Source organism: Streptomyces albicerus, from assembly GCF_008905045.1.
In the GTDB taxonomy this organism is placed as follows: Bacteria; Actinomycetota; Actinomycetes; order Streptomycetales; family Streptomycetaceae; genus Streptomyces; species Streptomyces albicerus.
Genome location: NZ_VWMY01000011.1, coordinates 124194 through 144697 on the forward strand (window position 1 = coordinate 124194; position 20504 = coordinate 144697).

21 protein-coding genes are annotated in these 20504 nt (G+C 69.3%); 9 read left to right on the forward strand and 12 right to left on the reverse strand.

Going from position 1 to position 20504, the window contains the following annotated elements:
• Positions 1-443: 443 nt before the first annotated feature.
• From GAS53_RS11665 to GAS53_RS11675, 3 genes are all read right to left on the reverse strand, one after another.
• A complete protein-coding gene (locus tag GAS53_RS11665; protein ID WP_151477431.1) occupies positions 444-1058 on the reverse strand; it encodes a dihydrofolate reductase family protein in 615 nt (204 codons plus the stop codon).
• A 111-nt stretch (positions 1059-1169) separates the two neighbouring features.
• Entirely contained in the window at positions 1170-1946 is a 777-nt protein-coding gene (locus tag GAS53_RS11670; protein ID WP_151477432.1) for a polysaccharide deacetylase family protein, read from the reverse strand.
• The gene (locus GAS53_RS11675) at positions 1943-2218 is read right to left on the reverse strand and encodes a hypothetical protein (RefSeq protein WP_151477433.1); all 276 of its coding nucleotides are present in this window, start codon (positions 2216-2218) and stop codon (positions 1943-1945) included. The genes GAS53_RS11670 and GAS53_RS11675 overlap by 4 nt, the downstream gene beginning before the upstream one ends.
• A gap of 147 nt (positions 2219-2365) precedes the next feature.
• Between GAS53_RS11675 and GAS53_RS11680 the strand changes: the two genes are divergently transcribed.
• Together GAS53_RS11680 and GAS53_RS11685 are read left to right on the forward strand one after the other, a co-directional pair.
• On the forward strand, positions 2366-3559 hold the full coding sequence (locus GAS53_RS11680; RefSeq protein ID WP_225858864.1) for a sensor histidine kinase: 1194 nt from the start codon (positions 2366-2368) through the stop codon (positions 3557-3559).
• A complete protein-coding gene (locus GAS53_RS11685; RefSeq protein WP_151477435.1) occupies positions 3547-4233 on the forward strand; it encodes a response regulator transcription factor in 687 nt (228 codons plus the stop codon). Before GAS53_RS11680 ends, GAS53_RS11685 begins: the two co-directional genes overlap by 13 nt.
• A gap of 97 nt (positions 4234-4330) precedes the next feature.
• On the opposite strand, the gene GAS53_RS11690 is transcribed toward GAS53_RS11685, so the two are convergent.
• Positions 4331-5188: an RNA polymerase sigma-70 factor gene (locus GAS53_RS11690; protein ID WP_151477436.1), complete on the reverse strand. Its 858-nt coding sequence runs from the start codon at positions 5186-5188 to the stop codon at positions 4331-4333.
• On the reverse strand, positions 5185-5763 hold the full coding sequence (locus tag GAS53_RS11695; protein WP_151477437.1) for a carboxymuconolactone decarboxylase family protein: 579 nt from the start codon (positions 5761-5763) through the stop codon (positions 5185-5187). The genes GAS53_RS11690 and GAS53_RS11695 overlap by 4 nt, the downstream gene beginning before the upstream one ends.
• Positions 5764-6560: 797 nt before the next feature.
• Between GAS53_RS11695 and GAS53_RS11700 the strand changes: the two genes are divergently transcribed.
• From GAS53_RS11700 to GAS53_RS11715, 4 genes are all read left to right on the forward strand, one after another.
• A complete protein-coding gene (locus tag GAS53_RS11700) occupies positions 6561-7607 on the forward strand; it encodes an LLM class flavin-dependent oxidoreductase (protein ID WP_151477438.1) in 1047 nt (348 codons plus the stop codon).
• Positions 7604-7813: a hypothetical protein gene (locus GAS53_RS11705; RefSeq protein ID WP_151477439.1), complete on the forward strand. Its 210-nt coding sequence runs from the start codon at positions 7604-7606 to the stop codon at positions 7811-7813. Before GAS53_RS11700 ends, GAS53_RS11705 begins: the two co-directional genes overlap by 4 nt.
• A gap of 185 nt (positions 7814-7998) precedes the next feature.
• Positions 7999-9201, forward strand: coding sequence for an NAD(P)/FAD-dependent oxidoreductase (locus tag GAS53_RS11710; protein ID WP_151477440.1), 1203 nt, complete (start codon positions 7999-8001; stop codon positions 9199-9201).
• 10 nt (positions 9202-9211) lie between these two features.
• Positions 9212-10168: a sigma-70 family RNA polymerase sigma factor gene (locus tag GAS53_RS11715; protein ID WP_192583073.1), complete on the forward strand. Its 957-nt coding sequence runs from the start codon at positions 9212-9214 to the stop codon at positions 10166-10168.
• 298 nt (positions 10169-10466) lie between these two features.
• Here GAS53_RS11715 and GAS53_RS11720 read toward each other — a convergent pair whose 3' ends face one another.
• The 4 genes from GAS53_RS11720 to pepN all read right to left on the reverse strand — a co-directional run bounded on the left by GAS53_RS11720 (position 10467) and on the right by pepN (position 14455).
• Entirely contained in the window at positions 10467-10892 is a 426-nt protein-coding gene (locus GAS53_RS11720) for a VOC family protein (protein WP_151477442.1), read from the reverse strand.
• Between the two features lie 193 nt (positions 10893-11085).
• A complete protein-coding gene (locus GAS53_RS11725) occupies positions 11086-11586 on the reverse strand; it encodes an SRPBCC family protein (protein ID WP_151477443.1) in 501 nt (166 codons plus the stop codon).
• Positions 11583-11906 (reverse strand): ArsR/SmtB family transcription factor, encoded by a 324-nt coding sequence (locus tag GAS53_RS11730; protein WP_192583074.1) that lies wholly within the window; start codon positions 11904-11906, stop codon positions 11583-11585. Before GAS53_RS11730 ends, GAS53_RS11725 begins: the two co-directional genes overlap by 4 nt.
• 107 nt (positions 11907-12013) lie before the next feature.
• Positions 12014-14455, reverse strand: a complete 2442-nt coding sequence (gene pepN, locus GAS53_RS11735) for an aminopeptidase N (protein ID WP_151477444.1) — start codon at positions 14453-14455, stop codon at positions 12014-12016.
• Positions 14456-14544: 89 nt separating this feature from the next.
• On the opposite strand from pepN, the gene GAS53_RS56210 reads away from it, so the two are divergent.
• On the forward strand, positions 14545-14946 hold the full coding sequence (locus GAS53_RS56210) for a hypothetical protein (protein ID WP_225858865.1): 402 nt from the start codon (positions 14545-14547) through the stop codon (positions 14944-14946).
• On the opposite strand, the gene GAS53_RS11745 is transcribed toward GAS53_RS56210, so the two are convergent.
• The 3 genes from GAS53_RS11745 to GAS53_RS11755 all read right to left on the reverse strand — a co-directional run bounded on the left by GAS53_RS11745 (position 14835) and on the right by GAS53_RS11755 (position 17996).
• Positions 14835-15614, reverse strand: coding sequence for a carbohydrate ABC transporter permease (locus GAS53_RS11745; RefSeq protein ID WP_151477496.1), 780 nt, complete (start codon positions 15612-15614; stop codon positions 14835-14837). The two genes, GAS53_RS56210 and GAS53_RS11745, sit on opposite strands and share 112 nt — an antisense overlap.
• 50 nt (positions 15615-15664) lie before the next feature.
• Complete coding sequence (locus tag GAS53_RS11750; RefSeq protein WP_151477497.1) at positions 15665-16555, reverse strand: carbohydrate ABC transporter permease; 891 nt, start codon at positions 16553-16555, stop codon at positions 15665-15667.
• Positions 16556-16721: 166 nt separating this feature from the next.
• Entirely contained in the window at positions 16722-17996 is a 1275-nt protein-coding gene (locus GAS53_RS11755; protein WP_151477445.1) for an extracellular solute-binding protein, read from the reverse strand.
• A gap of 336 nt (positions 17997-18332) precedes the next feature.
• Here GAS53_RS11755 and GAS53_RS11760 point away from each other — a divergent pair, with 336 nt between their 5' ends.
• Entirely contained in the window at positions 18333-19085 is a 753-nt protein-coding gene (locus GAS53_RS11760) for a DeoR/GlpR family DNA-binding transcription regulator (RefSeq protein ID WP_151477446.1), read from the forward strand.
• A complete protein-coding gene (locus GAS53_RS11765; RefSeq protein ID WP_151477447.1) occupies positions 19082-20443 on the forward strand; it encodes a 6-phospho-beta-glucosidase in 1362 nt (453 codons plus the stop codon). The genes GAS53_RS11760 and GAS53_RS11765 overlap by 4 nt, the downstream gene beginning before the upstream one ends.
• Positions 20444-20504 lie beyond the last annotated feature (61 nt).

The following is a 20504-nucleotide window of genomic DNA, read 5'->3' on the forward strand; positions in this document are numbered from 1 at the left end:
CGTATGCGCGAGCGTTGTCGTCGGGAACGGCCGCGGTTCCAAGTGCCATGGGTATGCAAGAAGCGATCCGAGAGGTACGGGCCTTGGAGCAGGTGGTGGGCGACTTGGGCGGCGCAAACCGCGCTCATGGCGACGGCAGGCTTCTGAGAACAGGCGATCCCACCACTCTCTGACGTTGCCTCAAATTCCTTAATCGCCTGTTCCGCTCATACATCCATCTAACCGACCATGGTCAATGAATGTTCATTCACGACCCTCACGGACGCCGAACGGGCTGTCAAGAGAGTGCGCACGACGTTTCTTCGAACGCTCCAGACGCGCTCCCGTAGGCGAAGGTCGGGTCCTGCGCGGGGGCGCTTGATCGCGACCGCACACGACGCGGCACGAGCGGGCCGGCCGGCCGGCCGCACGCCAGTGCGCGGCCGGGCCTCCCGCATGCCGGGTCACTTCACGAAGCGGTACTTCAGGTGGGTGGCGAGGGGCGTGTCGACCACCCTGAGCGGCTCGAGGTTCCGCCGCCCGGCGCCCAGTCCCTCGAAGAGCCGCAGTCCGTCTCCGAGAAGCGCGGGCACCACGTGGAGCTGCAGCTCGTCGATGAGCCCCTCCCTGAGGTACTGCTGCACCGTGCTCGCCCCGCCCGCGATGTCGACGTCCCTGTCCCCGGCGGCGGCTTTCGCCTGGTCGAGGGCGCTGCGGATGCCGTCGGTGACGAAGGTGAAGGTGGTGCCACCCTCCTTGACCAGGGTCGGCCGGGGACGGTGGGTGAGCACGAAGACCGGGGCCCTGAACGGCGGGTTGTCGCCCCAGAACTCCTCGCCCGTGTCGTACATCATCCGGCCCATGACCACCGCTCCGGTGGCATCGAACCACTCGCGCATCAGCTCGGAGTCGCGGTTCTCCTCCCCGCCGGTCATGCCCTGGCGCTGCCGCCAGCTCGCCAGATTGTGGATCCACTCGAAGAGCGGCTCGGCGCCGTCGCCTCCCGGGTTGTCGACGGAGACGTTGGCGCCGGCGACGTAGCCGTCGAGGGAGATGGCCATATCCGCGGTAACGGTCACGATGTGTTGCTCCTGAACTCCTGGGATGTACTGCCTTCACTCTCACGTCGATGGGGATCCGCCGCATTCGACATCCCGAGGAACACATGGCAGAAGCTCCAGAACGGGCTGTCAGGGCCGATAGATGGCACCGGCTTTCGGTGCCGCGGGGGCCAGGAGTTGAGAGACCGTCACGAAGGTGTAGCCGCGTCGGCGCAGGGAGTCGATGATGCCCGGCACGGCCGGGACGGTCCCCTTGTAGCGGTCGTGGAGCAGGATGACTCCGTCGCGGCGCGTCTGCTCCAGTACCCGGCGAGTGATCAGGGCGGTGTCCGTCGTGGCGTAGTCCTTGGCCGTGACGCTCCACAGGATCTGGGCCAGGCCCAGCCTCTTCATGACGGCGGAGACCTCGTCACTGGTCCGCCCCTGCGGGGGCCGCATCAGGACCGGGGCGCGGCCCGTGATGCGCCGTATGTCGTCCTGTACGGGCTTCATCTCGGCCTCCACCTCATCGGCGCTCAGTTCCGTGAGCACTTTGTGGGACCACGTGTGGTTCGCCGTCTCGTGCCCTTCCTCGGCCATGCGCAACACCGTACCGGGATAGGTGTCCGTGTGACCTTTTCCCTGGAGGAAGAAAGTCGCCTTGACTTTCTTTTCCTTCAGGATGTCGAGGAGTTTCGGAGTGGGTTTGCTCGGGCCGCCGTCAAAGGTGAGGGCGACGCATTTCTCTACGGCGCAGTCGGGTCCGCTGCCGTTCTTTTCCGCTCCGGGTGACGCGAGGGCGGCCTCGCGGGCGTCGCGTGGAGACGTCACGCCGTGCAGGGTGCCGCAGCCGCCCGTCAAGAAGAGCGCGGCGGCGGTCACGAACGGGACAGCCGCCCGGAACGCGAATCGTCGGGGCCGCGTCACCGCACATCAGCAGTCTGTGCGGCCTGCCGCGTGCGCCGGTGGGCGGCCACCGCGACGGTCACGAGGACGACACCGACCACCACCGAGAGCACGTCACGCGCGGCGGGAAAGGCCCAGTACGCGGACCCCAGATGGGCCCATACGCGGTCCAGGAGCGGCAGGCCGCCGAGGGACAGGAGCAGCAGTCCCGTGATGCCGCACAACAGGGTGGTCCGGTTTACGGCAGTCCCGTTCACCCGAGGACGAATTTCGGAGGAGTTCTCTTTTTCCATGCCGTCGAACCTAGAAATCGGCAGAGAAAAGGAAATCGGCAAAAGGGCTGCGACGACCCTGATCCAATGGACAGGGCGCACCTATACTTTGGTATAGGAAATCGTCGCGGTTCCCCGTGCGCGGGGATCGCTGGGTACGGTTCCTCCGTGATCGACGTGCGACAGGCCTGGCGTGGCCACCCCGTGCTGGCCGACCTGGCCGTGGCCGCGGCGGCCGCCGCCCTGACCGTGCTGGTGGCCAGGGCGCAGCAGTCAGGGCTTTCCGTCTATCCGCAGGTCGGCGAAGGCGCTCCGGAAAGCGTCCTCGGCGGGGTACTGCCCCTCAGCTGGAGGCTCCTGGGGCTCGGCAGCGTCCTGCCCCTGCTCGTCTGCGCCGCGCTGTGCCTGCGGCGGCGCCACCCCGTCGGGGTCGCGGTGGCCCTGATCGTCCTCAGCGTCTGCCTGCCCCTGGTGGTGCCCGTACTGATCGCCCTGTTCACCGTCGCCACGACGTGCCCGATCCGCACCACCTGGGCGGTCACTGCGGCCGCGCTCGTCCCGGTACCGGCGTACGTCCTGCTCTCCGCGTACCCCTCCGAGCCCCTCACTCTGGCGACCGCGGTCTCGGCCGTCACCCTGGTTGCGGGCGCCGTCGGATGGGGCCTGGTCGTCGCGGGCCTGCGGGACCGGGCGGTCCGTGCGGAGACGGAAGCGGCCCTGCGTGCGCAGCAGGCGCGGCAGCACGCCCGGGAGGAGATCGCCCGGGAGATGCACGATGGGCTCGCGCACCGGCTGTCGCTGCTGTCCATTCACGCGGGTGCGCTGGAATACCATCCGGGCGCACCGACCGAGCAGCTCGCCGAGGCCGTGGGGGTGATCCGGGTCAGCGCCACCCGGGCCCTGGAGGACCTGCAGGACGTACTGAAAGTCCTGCGGGCTCCCGTCGTCGGCGACCACACCGAACCACCCCGGCCCACACATACGGATGTGACGCAGCTGATCGAGGAGTCCCGTGCCGCGGGCGCGGAGCTCCACCTGGTGCGGCGGCTCGACGACCCGGCCACCATGGCGCCGGCCGTCGCGCGCACGGCCTACCGCCTGCTGCAGGAAGCGCTGACCAACCACCGTAAGCACGCCCGCGGCACCCCGGTGTCCCTCACCATCACGGGAGGCCCCGGCAGCGGGCTCACCATCCAGGTGACCAACCCCCTGGCGCCGGCGCCGGCCCAGGGCTCCGTGCCGGGCTCCGGTCAGGGACTGATCGGCATGAAGGAACGCGTCGATCTCGTCGGCGGGCGCCTGCACCACCACACCACACCCACCGGCTTCCACCTCGACGTCTGGCTCCCATGGACCGTCTGACCCCCTTGATCCGTCTACTGGTCGTCGACGACGACCCCCTGGTACGCGCCGGACTGCGCCTCATGCTGTCCGCGGCCGACGACATCGACGTCGTGGCGGAGGCTGCCGACGGAGCCGACGTACAGGCCCTCGTGGACGAGCACCGTCCGGATCTCGTCCTCATGGACATCCGCATGCCGAGGATGGACGGGCTCGCGGCCACGGCGGCGCTCCGGCGGCGGCCGCGGCCTCCGGAAGTGCTGATCCTGACCACCTTCACCACCGACAGCTACGTCCTGCAGGCCCTGCGCGCAGGGGCTGCGGGATACGTCCTCAAACACACGCCACCGGCGCAGATCGTGGCGGCCGTGCGCAACGTCATGGCGGGCGAGCCCGTGCTCTCCTCGGCCGCCATCAGGCAGCTGATCGACACCGTGACCGACCCCGCGGGTGTGCCCGGGCCGTCCCGCCACGAGGAACGTGAGAAGGCCGCGGCGATGCTGGCCCGACTCGGGTCCCGGGAAAGGGAAGTGGCCCTCGCCGTCGCCGAGGGCAGGACCAACGCGGAGATAGCCGCGGCCTGTTACATGAGTCTGCCCACGGTGAAGGCCCACGTCTCCCACATCCTGACCAGACTCGGCCTCGACAACCGCGTACAGATCGCGCTCCTGGTCTACCGCGCGGGCCTCGTCTGACCATTCGCAAGTCCGTGGCCCCATCGCCGTGCGTTCGTGAGTGTTCCGGGCGGTTGGAACCGCCCGGAACACTCACCACGCCAGGGCAGCAGCGGGCCTACCTGGCGAGCTCGGCCGGTTCGTCCAGCCGTGTCAGCTTCCGTGGGTTCGCCACCGCGTAGATCCGGGTCACCCGCCCGTTCTCCACCACGAGGCTCACCGCGGCCGGCTCGCCGTCGATCTCGACCCGGGCGGCGGGCGCGCCGTTGAGCCACACGGTCGTCGCGGCCACGACCCGGTCCGCGCGCGCGAGCAGCTTCGCCACCAGCTCGGCGCCGTGGACCGGAGCCGGAGCGGCGGGCACCACCCCGCCACCATCGGCGATCAGGACCACATCCGGCGCCATGACCTCCAGCAACTCCTGCAACTGCCCGGTTCGCAACGCGGCCAGGAACCGCTCCACCACGGCGTGCTGCTCCGACCGGCTCACCTCCACCCGCGGCCGACGGGCCGCCACATGTTCGCGTGCCCGCCGTGCGATCTGCCGCACCGTGGCCGCGGACTTCCCGATGGCCTCGGCGATCTCGCCGTACGGCATGTCGAACACCTCGCGGAGCACGAACACCGCCCGCTCCGTGGGCCCGAGCGTTTCCAGCACGGTCAGCATCGCGATCGAGACGCTCTCCGCGAGTTCGACGTCCTCGGCGACATCAGGGCTGGTCAGCAGCGGTTCCGGCAGCCACTCGCCGACGTAGTCCTCGCGGCGGCGCGACAACGTTCGCAGACGGTTGAGCGCCTGCCGCGTGACGGTTCGGATGAGGTACGCCCGCGGGTCACGCACCTGCGACGGGTCTACGTCGGCCCACCGCAGCCAGGACTCCTGCACCACGTCCTCCGCGTCGGCCGCCGACCCGAGCATCTCGTAGGCGACCGTGAACAGCAGGCTGCGATGAGCGACGAACGGGTTCTCGGTCATGCCGTCGACGCCACGCCGGAGTTCTCAGGACGCGCGGCCAGCGGGATCTCGCAGGCAGCGGAGTAGCCCTGCGACGTGATTCCGTGCGCCGCATTGCACCTGGCCGCCATGTTGGCGAAGCCGATGACCACGGTGAGTTCGACCAGCGCCGCGGGGCCGAGCCGGTCGAGCAGACGCTTCGACAGCTCGTCGGTGACGGTCGGCGGCGTGTTCGTCATGGCCTCGGCGTAGTCGAGAACGTCGCGCTCCAGCGGGGTGAACAACTCCGACTGCCGCCAGCGCGGCACCTGGCTCGCCTTGGCCTGGTCCAGGTTCTGGTTCAGCGCGAGGAAGTAGTTGATGTCCAGGCACCAGCTGCAGCCGACCTGTGCCGCGACGGCCATGTGCGCGAACGTCTTGAAGCTCGCGTCGGCGGCGTCCCACTCACCCGCCCTGGCCGCGAACTCCTCGTTGGCCTCGGCGAGTTTGGGGTTGTGCCACAGCACTTCGACGGGCTCGGGCACGGTACCGAGCTGCTTGATCATGTTTTCGCGGAGCTCGGCACTGAGCTCGGCCTTGGGGACCCGGAGCGTCATGGTGTTCTCCCTGTACGTCTGCCTGTGTGAAAGGTTCGGCATGAAGACACCGCCAAGTCCGCGAGTGTGACAACCGTCGCCACCGTGCATGGTCGTCAGCGCGCACAGGCCCGCGGCCGCTCTCACAACCCTCCCACGACGACCTGCGCCTTCTCGGCGTCCTGGGCCGCGACGCCTCAGTGGCCGGCAGCGACGTGTAGGCACTCCTGTCGAGGTTGTTGGGTGGAGTAGCCGCCCTGGGTAAGCGTGCCGTCCTGGTCGACGGCGCCGTAGGTGAGGATGCCGCCCTGCCGCAACGGGGATCCCCAGCAGTACCTGTTGCGGATGCCGGCAACCAGATGCTGCGCACCTTGATCGTCTCAACTCAGTCGGCCCCACGTAGTGGCAGGCCGCGGCAATCGCGACGCCGGAGACTGATCCCCGGAACGAGATGAGCAGGCTTGCGGCAGTCGCCGCCCGGTACGGCGTCGAACTCCTGGGGCCCGCTCCAGCGCCGAGCTGACCGTCGACCATGCAACTGGCACGGCTGACCACGGTCAGCAACCGATTCGGTGGGGAGTGTGGGGAGTATTGAAGCGTGCCGCTCGATCGGGGATCTGATCGTTCCTTTGTACGGTCGGGGCGGCTTCGGGGACCGCACCCCGCCGGCCGGGTTCCCCCGACTCATCTCCTCACCGAACTGGGCCAGTTCCCGGGTCACACCGCCAGCCCGTTTGGGACCATGGTCGGGGTCAGAGACAACAACGAATGCAACCGGAGTCGTTCAGCCACCTCACTCGACGGCGAGGAGAATCGCCATGCGGATCGGCATCGTCTTGGCAGCACGGCCGGGTGTGGAACATCTGGCCGCCCGCGCGGAAGAACTCGGGTTCGACAGTTTCTGGGTGTATGACACGCCGATGGTCCACGGCGACCCGTTCGTCTCTCTCGCGCTCTGTGCCAAGTCCACACACCGGATCAAGCTCGGCATCGGTGTCACCTCACCCGCACTGCGCTCCGCGCCCGCCGCGGCGGCCGCCGTCAGCAGCCTCAACGCCCTCGCCCCCGGCCGCATCGTGTGCGGGGTCGGCACCGGCAACACAGCACGCCGTACGCTCGGCATGCGGCCCACAAAAATGGCGGAGCTGGAGTCGTTCACCGCCGCCCTGCGGGATCTGACCGCGGGCCGCGAGACGGACTACCGCGAGGGAACCCGGTCCAGCAGAGTGCGATTCCTGCACGCCGGCCCGTACGTCAACACTGCAGACCCAGTGGAGTTCGTCGTGGCGGCGTTCGGTCTGAAGGCCGCCACGATCGCCGGCCGCCTCGGCGCGGGACTGATCTCCTTCGGCATGCACGACCCCACGGCCTGGTCCGCCCTCGGCCAGGCCCGGCAGACCGCGGCACAGGTCACGGGCAGCACCGCCAAGACACGTTCGTACCTCATGACTTCCCTGCATGTCCTCGCCGACGGCGAAGACCCCTACGGCGACTCGGCCAAGGACTCAATGGGGCACATCGCGCTGAGCGCACTGATCCTCGCTGTGGAGAATCCCGCCTTCCGTGCGGCCCTCCCCCAGGAGGAGGCCGCGGCGGTCGACCGCCTGCTCCAGTCGCGCGGCACCACCCCCACCGACCCCAACCGTCACCACACGCTCTACCACAACTACCTAGGCCGGCTGTCACCTGAGGACCGCGAACTCATCGTGCCCTCCTTGGTGGACAGGTTCGGCCTGGTCGGCACCTGGGACGAGGTCACCGAGCGGATCAGTGTGCTGGAGAAGTCGGGGGTCGACGAGCTCGTGATCCAGCCAGCGGTGGACCCGGAGACCGAAATGGCCGAGCTCGCACGGCTGTTGGCTTGAGGCTGCCCGGAGGACGGTCCGTCGGATACCTCGACTTCCGTCCGGCGACCCGAGCCGACGAGGACCGCCTGGCCGCCTGGCTCGCCGACGAGGTTCGCGCGGTGGAGCTGATCGGGGAGCGCCTGCGTGAGGCCCTGCTGGTGCATTGCCGCAGCGACCGCGTCGAGCAACCGGGCCGGAGCGAGCCACCGGGCCCTCGCTGCTGACGGAGATCACCAAGGTGACCGCCGTACGGCAGCTCGGCCTGCATCTGCGCCGCCTCGGCGTCGCGAGCATCGTTGAGCGGTGCTCCTGTCACTCTGTGACCCATGCCACATGCGGTTCCTGTCAGCAATCGAGCCGCCGTTCCGCTCAAGTCACCGAGAGCAAGCGAACCGACAGGAGCGAAGACATGAAGCACCGCATCGTCGTTCTCGGCGCCGGCTATGCCGGGGCCTACGTGGCCGGGAACCTGGCCCGCCGGCTGTCCCCGGCGGACACCGAGATCACCGTGGTCAACGCCGAGCCGGACTTCGTCCAGCGGCTGCGGCTGCACCGGCTCGCGGCCGGCCGGGAGATCGAGGCTCCGAAGCTCGCCGACGTCTTCGCGGGCACGGGGATACGGCTGCGCCTGGCCCGTGTCACCACTATCGACCCCGAGCGCCAGGTCGTCGCCGTGGCCGACGTCGACGGCGGCGACGAACTCGGCTACGACACGCTCCTCTACGCGCTCGGCAGCCACGTCGCCGACCACGGCGTCCCCGGTGTGGCCGAGCACGCCTTCAACGTCGCCGCCCGGCCCTCGGCGCTGCGCCTGCGCGAGCGCCTGGACAGCCTGGACAGGCGGGGTGAAGGCGGGAGTGTGGTGGTCGTCGGCGACGGGTTGACCGGCATCGAGACCGCCACCGAGATCGCCGAAGCCCGGCCCGGCCTGTCGGTGGCGCTGGTCGCCCGCGGCGAGCTGGGCGCCCGGCTCTCCGCCGGAGCCCGCAGCCATCTGCGCCAGGCCTGCGACCGGTTGGGCATCACCGTCCTGGAGCACACCAGCGTCGAGGCCGTCGAAGCGACGCGGGTGCTGTGCGCCGACGGCACCGCCCTGGCGTCCGACGCGACCGTGTGGACGGCCGGGTTCGCGGTCAACCCCATCGCCGCCGCCGGCGGCCTTGAGGTCACCGAGAACGGTCAGATCGTCGTCGATCGCACCATGCGGTCGGTCTCGCACCCCAACGTCTACGCCATCGGCGACAGCGTCCGCGCCATCGGCGACAACGGCCGGCCGCTGCCGATGTCCTGCGGTTCGGCCGGCTACACCGGTCGGCAGGCCATGGAAGCGATCGTGGGACGCCTGACCGGCCGCAAGATTGCGAACATCAAGCTGGAGTACCTGGGCAACCACATCAGCCTCGGGCGGCGGGACGGGATCCTGCAGCTCGTCGATGACGAAGCGCAGGCAAAGTCGAAGTATGTGGGCGGCCGGAAGGCCGCGCGGATCAAGGCGGGCATCGTCAAGGGGTCGCTGTGGGCCGTCTTGCACCCGACCTACGGCCTGCCCAAGCGCAAGCGCCGCCTGGCCGCCGCGTCAAATGCCGCCGCCCAGAAGCGCGTCGCCGCCTAGGGTGGTCCGCGTGGACAGCACCGCTACTGATCGCTTCGACACCAGTCGGTTCGAGGCCAGCCGGAACCGGCTGGCCTCGCTGGCGTACCGGCTGCTGGGCTCCGCCGCCGACGCCGAGGACGCCGTACAGGACGCGTTCCTGCACTGGCAGGCCGCCGACCGGCAGCGGATCAAGGTGCCGGAAGCATGGCTGACCAAGGTCGTCACCAACCTGTGCCTCGATCGGCTCCGCTCGGCACAGGTCCGCCGTGAACGCACCGCCGGCGCCTGGCTGCCCGAACCGCTCCTCGACGGCGACCCGATGCTCGGCCCGGCCGACACGTTCGAGCAGCGCGAATCTGTCTCCCTGGCTGTGCTGACTGTCATGGAGCGCCTGTCACCCGTCGAGCGGGCCGTCTACGTCCTGCGCGAAGCGTTCTCCTACGGCCATGCCGAGATCGCCGAGATCCTCGACATCACCGAGTCCGCAAGCCAGCAGCACCTCCACCGGGCCCGGCGCCGCGTCACCGCCGTGCGTCGCGGCGGCGGCGAGGTCGACCCGGCATCCGCCCGCAGGATCGTCGAGGAGTTCCTCGCCGCCGCATCCTCGGGCCGCACCGAGCGGCTGGTGGCGCTGCTCACCGACGACGCGATCGCGATCTCCGACGGCGCCGGCGGCCGGGCCGAGAAGCTGCTGCGGTACGACACTCCGCAGCGCATCGCCGCCATCGCACAGGCCGGCTTCAAACCCACACCCGCGAAACGGCGACTTGTCGGCGGCACGCCCGCCATCCACTACGCGGTCGTCAACGGTGCCCCCGCCATCCTCTTCGTGCTCGGCGACCGGGTCATCGGCTCCACGATGTTCGACATCACCAACGGCAAGATCGCAACCGTGCGCGGCATCGCCGCCCCCACCCGCCTCGCCCGCCTCACCGAAGCCTGGCGGCAGCACGAACCGGACACGCCGCTCATCACCCAGTGGTGACCCGCCGCCGACCGCGGCCAGGCGCAGCACCCGCGCTGCGATGAACCGCTCGCGGGCCGCCTGTTATGGGGCTGCACCCGGTGGGATGCACTCGCTGAGGCGGATGATGTCAGTGCTCGATGATGTCAGTGCTGGCGGCTCAGGACGCGCTGGACGTGGGGCGTTGCGAGGCCGCGGTAGCGCCGGTGTCGGAGGCCATGAGCGCGAACGGTCTCGGAGACTGTGGCGCTTCGCGTCCGGCCTGGATACGGAGTAGAGCTGGTGCCCCTCCTGGGTCTGCTGCTCGTGCCGTGTTCGCTCAGAAGACCAGCTCGCCGACACCCAGCAGGTTCCCCTCACTGTCATGGAACCAGGCAGCGCGTTCACCCCGTGCACCCTTGCTCGGATAGTTCCCGTCGATGTCGGCGATCCCGTCCCTCGTCCGGAGCCCGGGCACGTCGACATCCTCGAACACCACGCCGCGCTGCTTGAGTTCCGCCACAACCGTCTCGATGTCGTCGACCTCCCAGCTCATCTGAGTGAAGGCGCCGGGAGAGGCTCCCGTCGATTGGAACAGCGCGAAATCCACACCCCCACACCGGTACAACAGCCCGCCGGGCCGTTCGTCGACGGGCTCCAGACCGAGCCGCTCGGAGTAGAAACGCCGTGCCCGGTCCAGGTCCTGGGCGGGAAGCCGGGTCGCCACGCGTCCCCGGGCCAGAAGGTTCTTCTCGTCCGCGTTCATGCCTCCACTGTGCCGTGAGCAGCGGCCAGGGCGCGCGAGACCGGTGCGTATGGCTCCCGACCGGTTCTCGTTCCGTCAGGACTGACGGTTCTCGCCGTCCGGTGGGGCCGACGGTCGCTCTCCCCGCCCCACCGGGTTCAGGGTCGCCAACCCCAGGTTCTGGGTGGATGGATGTGTGTGAGTTCCGTTGTGATCAACTTGTCGGCGAAGCTGAACTGCCGTCGGCGAACAGTGCGGCGTACCGGGACAGGTACAGCGGCCATCCGGCGTCGTCGGCGACGCCGTCGGCGACGGCCTGCCAGCCCGGGCCGTGTCGGTCGATGTTGCGGTGCTCCAGCTCCACCCGGGTGCGCCGGGGAGTCTCGGCGATGAACCGGACCTCGACCTCGCTGGTGTTGTCCGGCTCGGTCTCGATCTGCCACTGCGGGCTGATGTCCCAGCTGAACACGACGCGGTCCGGCGGCTCGTAGGCGAGGATGCGCGCCCAGCGGCACTCACTGCCGTCGGTGCCGCGGTCGTAGATGTGGCCGCCGACCCGAGGCTCGAACACGGTCTCCGCGATCGCTGCCTTCAGCAGGTTGTGTTCTGGCGGCTTGAAGTCACCGAACCGCTCGGTGAATACGGTGAAGGCCCGCTCGATCGGCGCGTCGACGGCGATCTGTCGGCGGACCACTGTGGTCGCTGCCTGGGTCATGGCGTTTCCTCTTCCGGTTGTTCGACGACGTCCTCGTAGCCGGCCAGGGCCCGGTTCCAGAACGTTTCGAGCTGATCGCGCAGCGCGGCCACCCCGGCCGGGTTGAGCCGATAGATGCGGCGGGTTCCGGCAGCGCGCTCGGTGACCAGTCCCGCTTCTTTCAGCACCTTCAGGTGCTGCGACACCGCCGGCCTGCTGACCGGCAGCTCGTCGGCCAGCTCGCCGACCGCGCGCGGCCGCTCGGCCAGGCACGCGATGATGGCGCGCCTGGTGGCGTCCCCCAGCGCACCCAATGCGTCGCCAGATTGGTAAGTCTCCACGAACGGTAAGCCTAGGCTTACGGATGAGCCGGGTCAAGCGTCACTGCCCGGCGGGAGACCCTCGGCTGCCTCGTCGGTGGCACTGCCGCGCGGGGCGGAGCCTCGGATCAGGTCGTCCGGGTTCGAGAGCGGAGCATTCGCCTTACCTCGTCCGAGCGTTCCAGGAGGGTGTTGCGGACCACCGGGGCCGCCTCGTGGGACGCCTGCTGGGCCTTTTCGATGTACGTGAGGTCGATGGCGTGCGGTGGGAAGAGGTGGCGTGCGAAGACCATCGCCGGGATCATTCCGCCTCGGTGCAGGTGCGGGATCAAGTCCGGGTAGTGCTGGGTGTAGGGCGTCAGCAGGGCGTCCTGGGCGGGGCGCCAGAACGCCGCCGCCACCTGACCGACCGAGTGGACGGGGACCGCGCGGTCCACCGCCAGCTTCTGCCAGACCTCCGCCTTCGCCGCCGCGTCCGGCAGGGCGGCCCGTACGGTGAGGGCGCGGACCCAGGCGTCGGGGTCCGGGTCGCGTTCCAGCAGGAGGGCGGCCTCGGACGAGACGTCCCCGCCCAGTTCCGCCTCCCGGACCAGCGCGCGCCAGCGCAGGTCCACGTCGTCGCCCGCCTGTTCGCGGAGCCAGGCCAGGTCGTCCGGGTTCGTGGCGGTGCGGGCCAGGCCGCGCAGGGCGACCTGACGGCGGCCGGGGTCCGCGGCGAGACGCCGACAGGCGCCTGCCACCGCCGCCGTCAGTGCGGCCCGTTCGCCGTGCGGTGCCCACAGTTCGGCGATGTTCGCGGCGAGGGTCAGATAGGGCTCGATCACGGCGTCCGACGTCTCGGCCATGAGGACCGCGGTGATGCACCGCCCGGCTTCCGCCGCCGTGGCCTCGCCGGTGGTCAGCATGTCCCACACGGTCGCCGTGGCCACGCCCCGGGAGATGGCCGTGGGCAGTCCCGCCGCCGTATGGAAGAGGGCGTCCCTGGTCGTGGGGTCGGGGCGGGTCGTGGCGAAGGTCAGGTCCTCGTCGTTGATCAGCAGGACGTCGATGTCCGCTTCGGACGGGAGGCCGGTGACCGGTGTGCGGGTCCGCGTCACCTCGACGCGCACCAGCGCCCTGCGTTCCAGGGCTTCGCCGTTCCTGCCGTACGCACCCACCGCCAGCACCTGCGGGCGCGGGGTGTCGTCGGCCACCAGCGTGACGGTGTCGCCGTCGCGCTCCAGTGAGAAGCGGTCGGTGCCCGCCGTCGCGAGCCAGGCCGTGCGCCAGGCGTCCAGGTCGCGGCCACTGGTCTCGGAGAGGGCGTCGATCAGGTCCTGGAGCGTGGTACTGCCCCACGCGTGGCGCGCGAAGTAGGCGGTCATGCCTGCCCTGAAGTGCTCTTCGCCGACGTACGTCATGAGTTGCTGGAGGACGGAGGCGCCCTTGGGGTAGGTGATGTTGTCGAAGATCGACGCGGCCTGGGCGACGTCGTGGATGGGCTGGTGGATCGGGTGCGAGACAGGGCCCTGATCGGACAGGTACGCCTTGAGCTTGTCGCCCGCCAGGTGGCCCGCCCACGCGTCGGTGTACCGGGTGGCGCGCTCGGCGGCCCAGTGGCAGGCGAACTCCGCGAACGCCTCGTTCAGCCAGAGGTCGTCCCACCAGCGCATGGTGACGATGTTGCCGAACCACATGTGTGCCATCTCGTGCAGCAGCACCTTCGCGAGCAGCTCGCTCTCGGCGGGCGTCGGCGTGGCCCGCCGCAGGAAGCCGTCCGACCAGGTCACGCAGCCGTAGTTCTCCATCGCCCCGCCGAACTCGGGCATGAACACCTGGTCGTACCTGCGCTGCGGGAACGGCATCGCGAAGGCCTCGCCGAAGAAGGCGAGGCCCTGGCGGGTGAGGGTGAAGATCTCGCCGGCGTCGCGGTCGAGGATCGGGGCGAGGGAGCGGCGGGCGTAGAGACCGAGGTCGTGGCCGTCGGCCTCGCGGCGGATCTCGTGGAAGGGGCCCGCGTTGATGACGGTGTTGTACGTCGACAGGGACGGGGTGTCCGGGAAGGTCCAGCGGCGGGCCGAGTCCAGCTCCTCGACGCGCGGGTCGCCGGAGTTGCTGGTGACGGTCCATGCGGGCGGGGCCGTGACGGTGAAGGCGTGCGGGGCCTTGAGGTCGGGCTGGTCGAAGCACGCCCAGACGAACCGGGCCTCGTCCGGTTCGAAGCTCATCCACACGTAGACCTCGCCGTCCGCGGGGTCGGTCGCCTTGTGCACGCCCTCGCCCGTGGTCGTGTCGGCCTGGACGCTCTCCACGCGCAGCACGTTGTGCCCGGCGAGGGCGGGGAGGGGTATGCGGCCGTCCCCGGTGGGTGTGAGGGAGCTGCCGTTCAGCGTGGCGCTCACCACCTGTGCCGCGCAGTCCACGAAGGTCTCCGCGCCCGGCTCGTGGCAGCTGAAGGTCACGGTGGAGACACACCGGACCTCGGGCCCGTCGGGCAGGCCGGTGAGGTCGACGTCCACGTCGTATCGCTCGACCGTCAACAGCGCGGCCCGGCGCTCGGCTTCGGTACGGGTCAGGCTACGGATCTCCATACGTCCTCCCTCGGCAGACAGCGGGCGTCAGCGTATGCCGGAGGGCGGTGGTGAGCGCAGGGGTTTTTGGTGTGCCGAACGCGCGTCGGGTGCCTGCGAAGTGTTTCAACGAGGTCTTCTTCAACGGCTCCCGCACCGGGGCCGACCTGGCGATGGACATCATGGGCCGGCATGGCCAAGTGCCCCTCGGGCGGCCGCGCCTGCGCACGAGCCGCACCGACGACCCCGGCGCGGCGAACTCCTCGGCGTCCTGGTCGACGACGTATCTGATCGCCCGCTCCGGCACCCTCTACGCGGGGACGTCGCAGGTGCGGCGCAACATCCTCGCGGAGAAGGTGCTCGGGCTGTCGCGAGCCGCGGGGCTGATCCCCCGCCGCCGTCAGCGCAGGGCGCCCTTGGTGGCGTCGGCGATGAAGCCGCGGGCGAAGAAGGTGAACACCAGCACCAGCGGGATGACCGCCAGCAACACCCCGGCCATCACCATGCTGTAGTCGGTGGAGTGGCCCGCGTACAGCTGTGCCAGCGCCACCTGGAGGGTGAGCTCGTCCGGGTTGACCAGCATCACCAACGGCAGGATGTAGTCGTTCCAGGCGGCGATGAAGGTGTAGATCCCGAGGAACGCCAGCGCCGGACGGACACACGGCAGCACCACATGCCAGTACTGGCGGAAGAACCCGGAGCCGTCGATCCGGGCGGCGTCCAGCAGTTCGTCGGGGACACCGGTGATCGTGTACTGGCGCATCCAGAAGATGCCGAAGGCGTTGGCCGCGGCGGGCACGATGAGTGCCTGGAGCGTGCCCAGCCAGCCCAGCTGGATCATGATCTCGTACTGCGGGATGATCGCCAGCTGGGTCGGCAGGATGTACATCGCCAGCAGCAGCCCGAAGAGGAACTTCTTGGCGGGGAAGTCGTACTTGGCGAAGGCGAAGGCCGCCAGCGAGTCGAAGAACAGCACCAGCAGCGTCGTGCAGACGGCCACGATCACCGTGTTGAACAGCGACCCGAAGAAGTCCATCTTGTCGAACAGGTGCTGGATGTTGGTCAGCAGGTTGTCGCCGAACCACAGCTTCGGCGGGTAGCGGTAGATGTCCTGCGAGGTGTTCGTCGCCATGACGATGATCCAGTAGAACGGGAACACCGAGATGACGACACAGAGCATCAGGACGGCATGGACGCTCAGGCCCCTCAGGCGCTTGCGGTTCTGGCTGTTCACGGCCGTCGCTCCTTACGCTGCACCAGGCGCCAGTTGATGATGACGATCAGCAGGATCAGCAGGAAGAAGGCCCAGACGATCGCGGCGGCATAGCCGAAGTCGTTGTTGTCGAAGGCCTGGTGGTAGAAGTACAGCAGCGTGGTCAGGCCCGCCTGGCCCGGTCCGCCGGAGTTGGGGTTGGTGGAGGCGTCGCTGCCGAACAGGACTTGGGGTTCGGTGAAGCTCTGCAGGCCGGTGACGGTGGAGATGACCACGGTGAACAGGATGATGGGCCGCAGCAGCGGGATCGTGATGCCGAAGAAGATCCGCACCGGTCCGGCGCCGTCCATCTTCGCGGCCTCGTAGAGCTCCGAGGGGATCGCCTGGAGGCCGGCCAGGTAGATGATGGCGTTGTAGCCGGTCCACTGCCAGGTCATCAGTGCCGCGATCACCAGCTTGATCGTCCACTCGTTGCTCAGCCACGGCACGGCCGACAGATTCAGCGACTGCAGGATGGCGTTGATGAGGCCGAAGTTGTTGCTGAAGATCGCGCCGAAGAAGATGGCGATGGCCACCAGCGAGGTGATGCTGGGGATGAACAGGGCGACCCGGTAGAAGGCCGTGAAGCGCCGGGTGGAGTTGATCAGTACCGCCATCACCAGCGCCAGGAAGAGCATCGGCACGGTGGACAGTACCCAGATGACCAGGGTGTTGCGCAGGGACAGCCAGAACACCGGGTCGTCCCACAGGAAGCGGAACTGCTGGAGCCCGACGAACTCCATCTCCCCGATGCCGTCCCACTTCTGGAACGCCAGATACACGGTGTAGAGCATCGGGAAGAGCATGAAGACCGAGAAGATCAGGTAGTACGGCGAGACCGCCAGGAACTGGGGCCAGTACCTGGCGATCCCGCGTCGCGGCCGGTGCCGGGCCCGGGACGACACCGGCCTGATCCGGCGACCGGGCCGCCCCGGACCGCGGGGGCGGTCCGGGGCCGGCTGCCCGGCGGATCCGGTGGCGGGTCCCGAGGACGGACCGGTGGGGGCCGGGCCGGCTACCGGGCTTGACGACATGTCACTTCACTCCCTGACGCTTGGCGATCTGCTTGGCCTGGCTGACCGCGTCCTTCCAGGCGTCCTCCGGGTCCTTGCCCTTTGCTTCGATGGCCGTCAGCTCGTTGAAGTAGGCGGCCGAGACCGCCGCGTCTGCCGGGGCCTCGTAGGCGGCGGGAATCTTCTCGGCGGCCGGGCCGAAGATCTCGATGGTCTTCTGGCCGCCGAAGAAGGCGTCGCCGCCGGTCAGCGCGGGCAGCTCGTACGCGGCCGGGGTGGTCGGGAACAGAGCCGCGTCGGTGAAGCCGCGGGCCTGGTTCTCCGCGTTGAGCATCCAGGAGACGATCTCGAAGGCCTTCTCGGGGTTGGCGCAGGTCGAGGGGAGGCACAGGAAGGAGCCGCCCAGGTTGGACGGCCCGCTCGGCAGGCTCGCCACCCGCCACTTGCCCTTGGTGCCCGGGGCCGCGTTCTGGATGTCCAGCGCGTACCAGGCGGCACCCAGCCCGGTGGCCACGGTGCCGTTGCCGATGGCGGCGTTCCAGGTGTTGTCGTTGATCTTGGCGTCGATACCGAGGGTGTACGGCTTCACGGCGGTGGTCCAGGCGGCACGGATGTGGTCCTGATCGCCGATGAACGTGTTGTCCTCGTCGATGAACCGCTTGGTGCCCTGACCGACGGCCATCGAGAACACCGCGCCGATGTTGTTGACCAGGAACGACTTCGGCACGGCCTTGTGCAGTTCGACGCCGGCTTCGAAGAAGGCGTCCCAGGTGGACAGTTCGGAGGAGACCTTGGCCGGGTCGGTCGGCAGCCCCGCCTTGGCGAAGAGGTCCTCTCGGTAGTACACCGCGCAGGGGCCGATGTCGATCGGGAAGCCGATGAGCTTGCCGTCCTGGGTGGTGGCCTGCTTCAACTTCCACGACAGGTACTCGGGCGCCAGCTTGTCCATGCCGAGTTCGTTCAGGTCCAGGAACCGGTTGGCGTTGGGCAGGAAGGAGGCGATGTCCTCGCCCTTGATGCCGGTGATGTCCGGGGCGGTCTGGGCGGTCTTCAGACCGGTGAGCAGCTTGGTCTTGAAGTCCCCGCCGATCACGGACGTCTTGAGGGTGGTGTCGGAGAACTGCTTCTTGGCGTCGGCGACGACCTTGTCGCTCATGCCGCCGGCCCAGTACCAGAGCTTCAGGGTCTTGCTGTCCTTGCTGCCGCCCGGCTCTGAGCCGCCGCACGCGGCGGTCAGCCCGGCCGTTGCGGCCGTCAGTACGGCGGCCTGGAGGAATCGTCTGCGGGAAAGGTCCACGGTCTTCTCCTAGTTTTCGGCGTGTCCGGCAGGACCTGTGAGTCGTGGGCTGTGGCGGGCGCGACGGGGACCGAGTGGCTGAAGAGCATCGGCGTGGTGGGAACCCTTCAGCCACCCGGGGTGTTTGACCTGGTCCTCTCAGACGGCGCCGAGGCGTCCTGGCGGCGGAATGCGCCGTTCATCCGCTTCGGCCGACCGGAGTGGGGTCCGGACCTGGCTCCGAATTACGCAAGAGAGTGCACCCGGTGCGCAGGTTTGACAAGGGTCAAGCAGCAATCGAGACATTCATGCGCGACTTTGCTTGAGTTTGCCGAGTTGGCGAGTATGGTCAGCGGCATGCTCCCTGACCGAAGACATCAGCTGATCCTGCGTGCCCTGCGCGCGGACGGGCCCACCACGGTGGTCTCCCTGGCCGAGAAGGTCGGGGCCAGCCAGGCCACGATCCGGCGCGATCTCACGCAGCTGGAGGACGAGGGGCTGCTCAAGCGTGTCTACGGCGGTGCCGCCCCGGTCGTCGGCGAGGACGACCCGTTCGCCGACGTGGCCGCGGTCCGGGTCGAGGCCAAGGACGCCTTGGCCGCCTGGTGCGCAAATCTCGTCAAGGACGGCGAGACCGTACTGCTCGACATTGGCACCACGGCCCACCGGGTGGCCCGCCATCTGCGCGGCCGGTCCCTGACCGTGATCACCAGCAATCTCGCCGTCTACGAGGAGCTCCAGGACGACAAGGACGTCCAACTGATCCTGCTGGGCGGCGTGGTCCGGCGCGACTACCGCTCGCTGATCGGTTTCCTCACCGAGGACAACCTGCGGCAGGTCCACGCCGACCGGTTGTTCCTCGGCACCAGCGGGGTCCGCCCCGACGGCCAGGTGCTGGACACCACCGCCGTCGAGGTGCCCGTGAAGCGGGCGATGATCGCCGCCAGCGCCCAGGTGGTCCTGCTGGCGGACGCGGGCAAGTTCCCCGGCACCGGAATGGCCCGGGTGTGCGGGCCGGAAGACCTCGACGTCGTGGTGACCAACGCCCCGGCGGACGAAGCGACCCGTAGCCGACTGCGCGAGGCGGGAGTTGAGGTGGTCGAAGTATGAGACTCACGATCCTGGGCGGCGGTGGCTTCCGCGTCCCGCTGGTCTACCGGGCGCTGCTGGGCGACCGCCGCGAAGGACGCGTCACCGAGCTGATCCTGTACGACCTGGACGCCTCCCGGCTGACGACCATCAGCAAGGTTCTCGCCGACCAGGCGGCCGGGCACCCCGACCCGCCCGTCGTCACCGTCACCACCGACCTGGACGAGGCGGTCACCGGAGCCGACTTCGTGTTCTCCGCGATCCGCGTCGGCGGGCTCGCCGGGCGCGCCGCGGACGAGCGGATCGCCCTGGAGGAAGGCGTACTGGGACAGGAGACCGTCGGTGCGGGCGGCATCTCCTACGGGCTGCGCACCATCCCGGTGGCCCTCGACATCGCCCGCCGTATCGCGGCCCTCGCGCCCGACGCCTGGGTCATCAACTTCACCAACCCCGCCGGCATGGTCACCGAGGCCATGACCACCCACCTCGGCGACCGTGTCATCGGGATCTGCGACTCCCCGGTGGGCCTCGGCCGGCGCGTCGCCGGCGCGCTCGGCGCCGACCCGGCCCGCACCTGCCTGGACTACGTGGGCCTGAACCACCTGGGCTGGCTGTGCGGCCTGTACGCCGACGGCCGCGACCTGCTGCCGTCCCTGTTCGCGAACGAGGCGGCGCTGACCTCCTTCGAGGAGGGCAAGCTCTTCGGCGCCGGCCTGCTGCGCACGCTCGGTGCGCTGCCCAACGAATACCTGCACTACTACTACTTCAACCGCGAGTCGGTCACGTCCGCGCGGGCGGCCGAACAGACCCGCGGCGCCTTCCTCCACTCCCAGCAGCAGCGCTTCTACGACTCCATGGGCACCGCCCCCGACGCCCGGCCCGCACCGCGCGCCGCCTGGAACGCCTGGGACGCCACCCGCCTGGAGCGCGAGACCACCTACATGGCCGAGAACCGCGACGCCGTCGGCATGGGCGAACGGGACTCCTGCGACCTGGAATCCGGCGGATACGAGCAGGTGGCCCTCACCCTCATGCGGGCCATCGCCCAGGACGAGCACGCCGCCCTCATCCTCAACGTCCGCAACCGCGGCCGGATCCCCGTCCTCGACGACGACGCCGTCATCGAGGTCCCCTGCCACGTGGACGCCAACGGCGCCCGCCCCATCGCCGGAGCCCCGCTGCCCGACCACGGCACCGGCCTGGTGTGCGCGGTGAAGGCCGTCGAGCGCTCGGTCATCCACGCCGCCGGCACCGGCGAGCGCGCCCACGCCGTCAAGGCGATGACCATCCACCCGCTGATCGACTCCTACGCCGCCGCCGAGCGCTTGCTGGACGCCTACCAGCGCCACTTCCCCGAGCTCACCTACCTGCGTCGCTGAGCCGAAGGTCTCCAGCGGCGGGACCGGGCGCGGCACGGTCCCGGGCCGCCGGCCCGCGTCG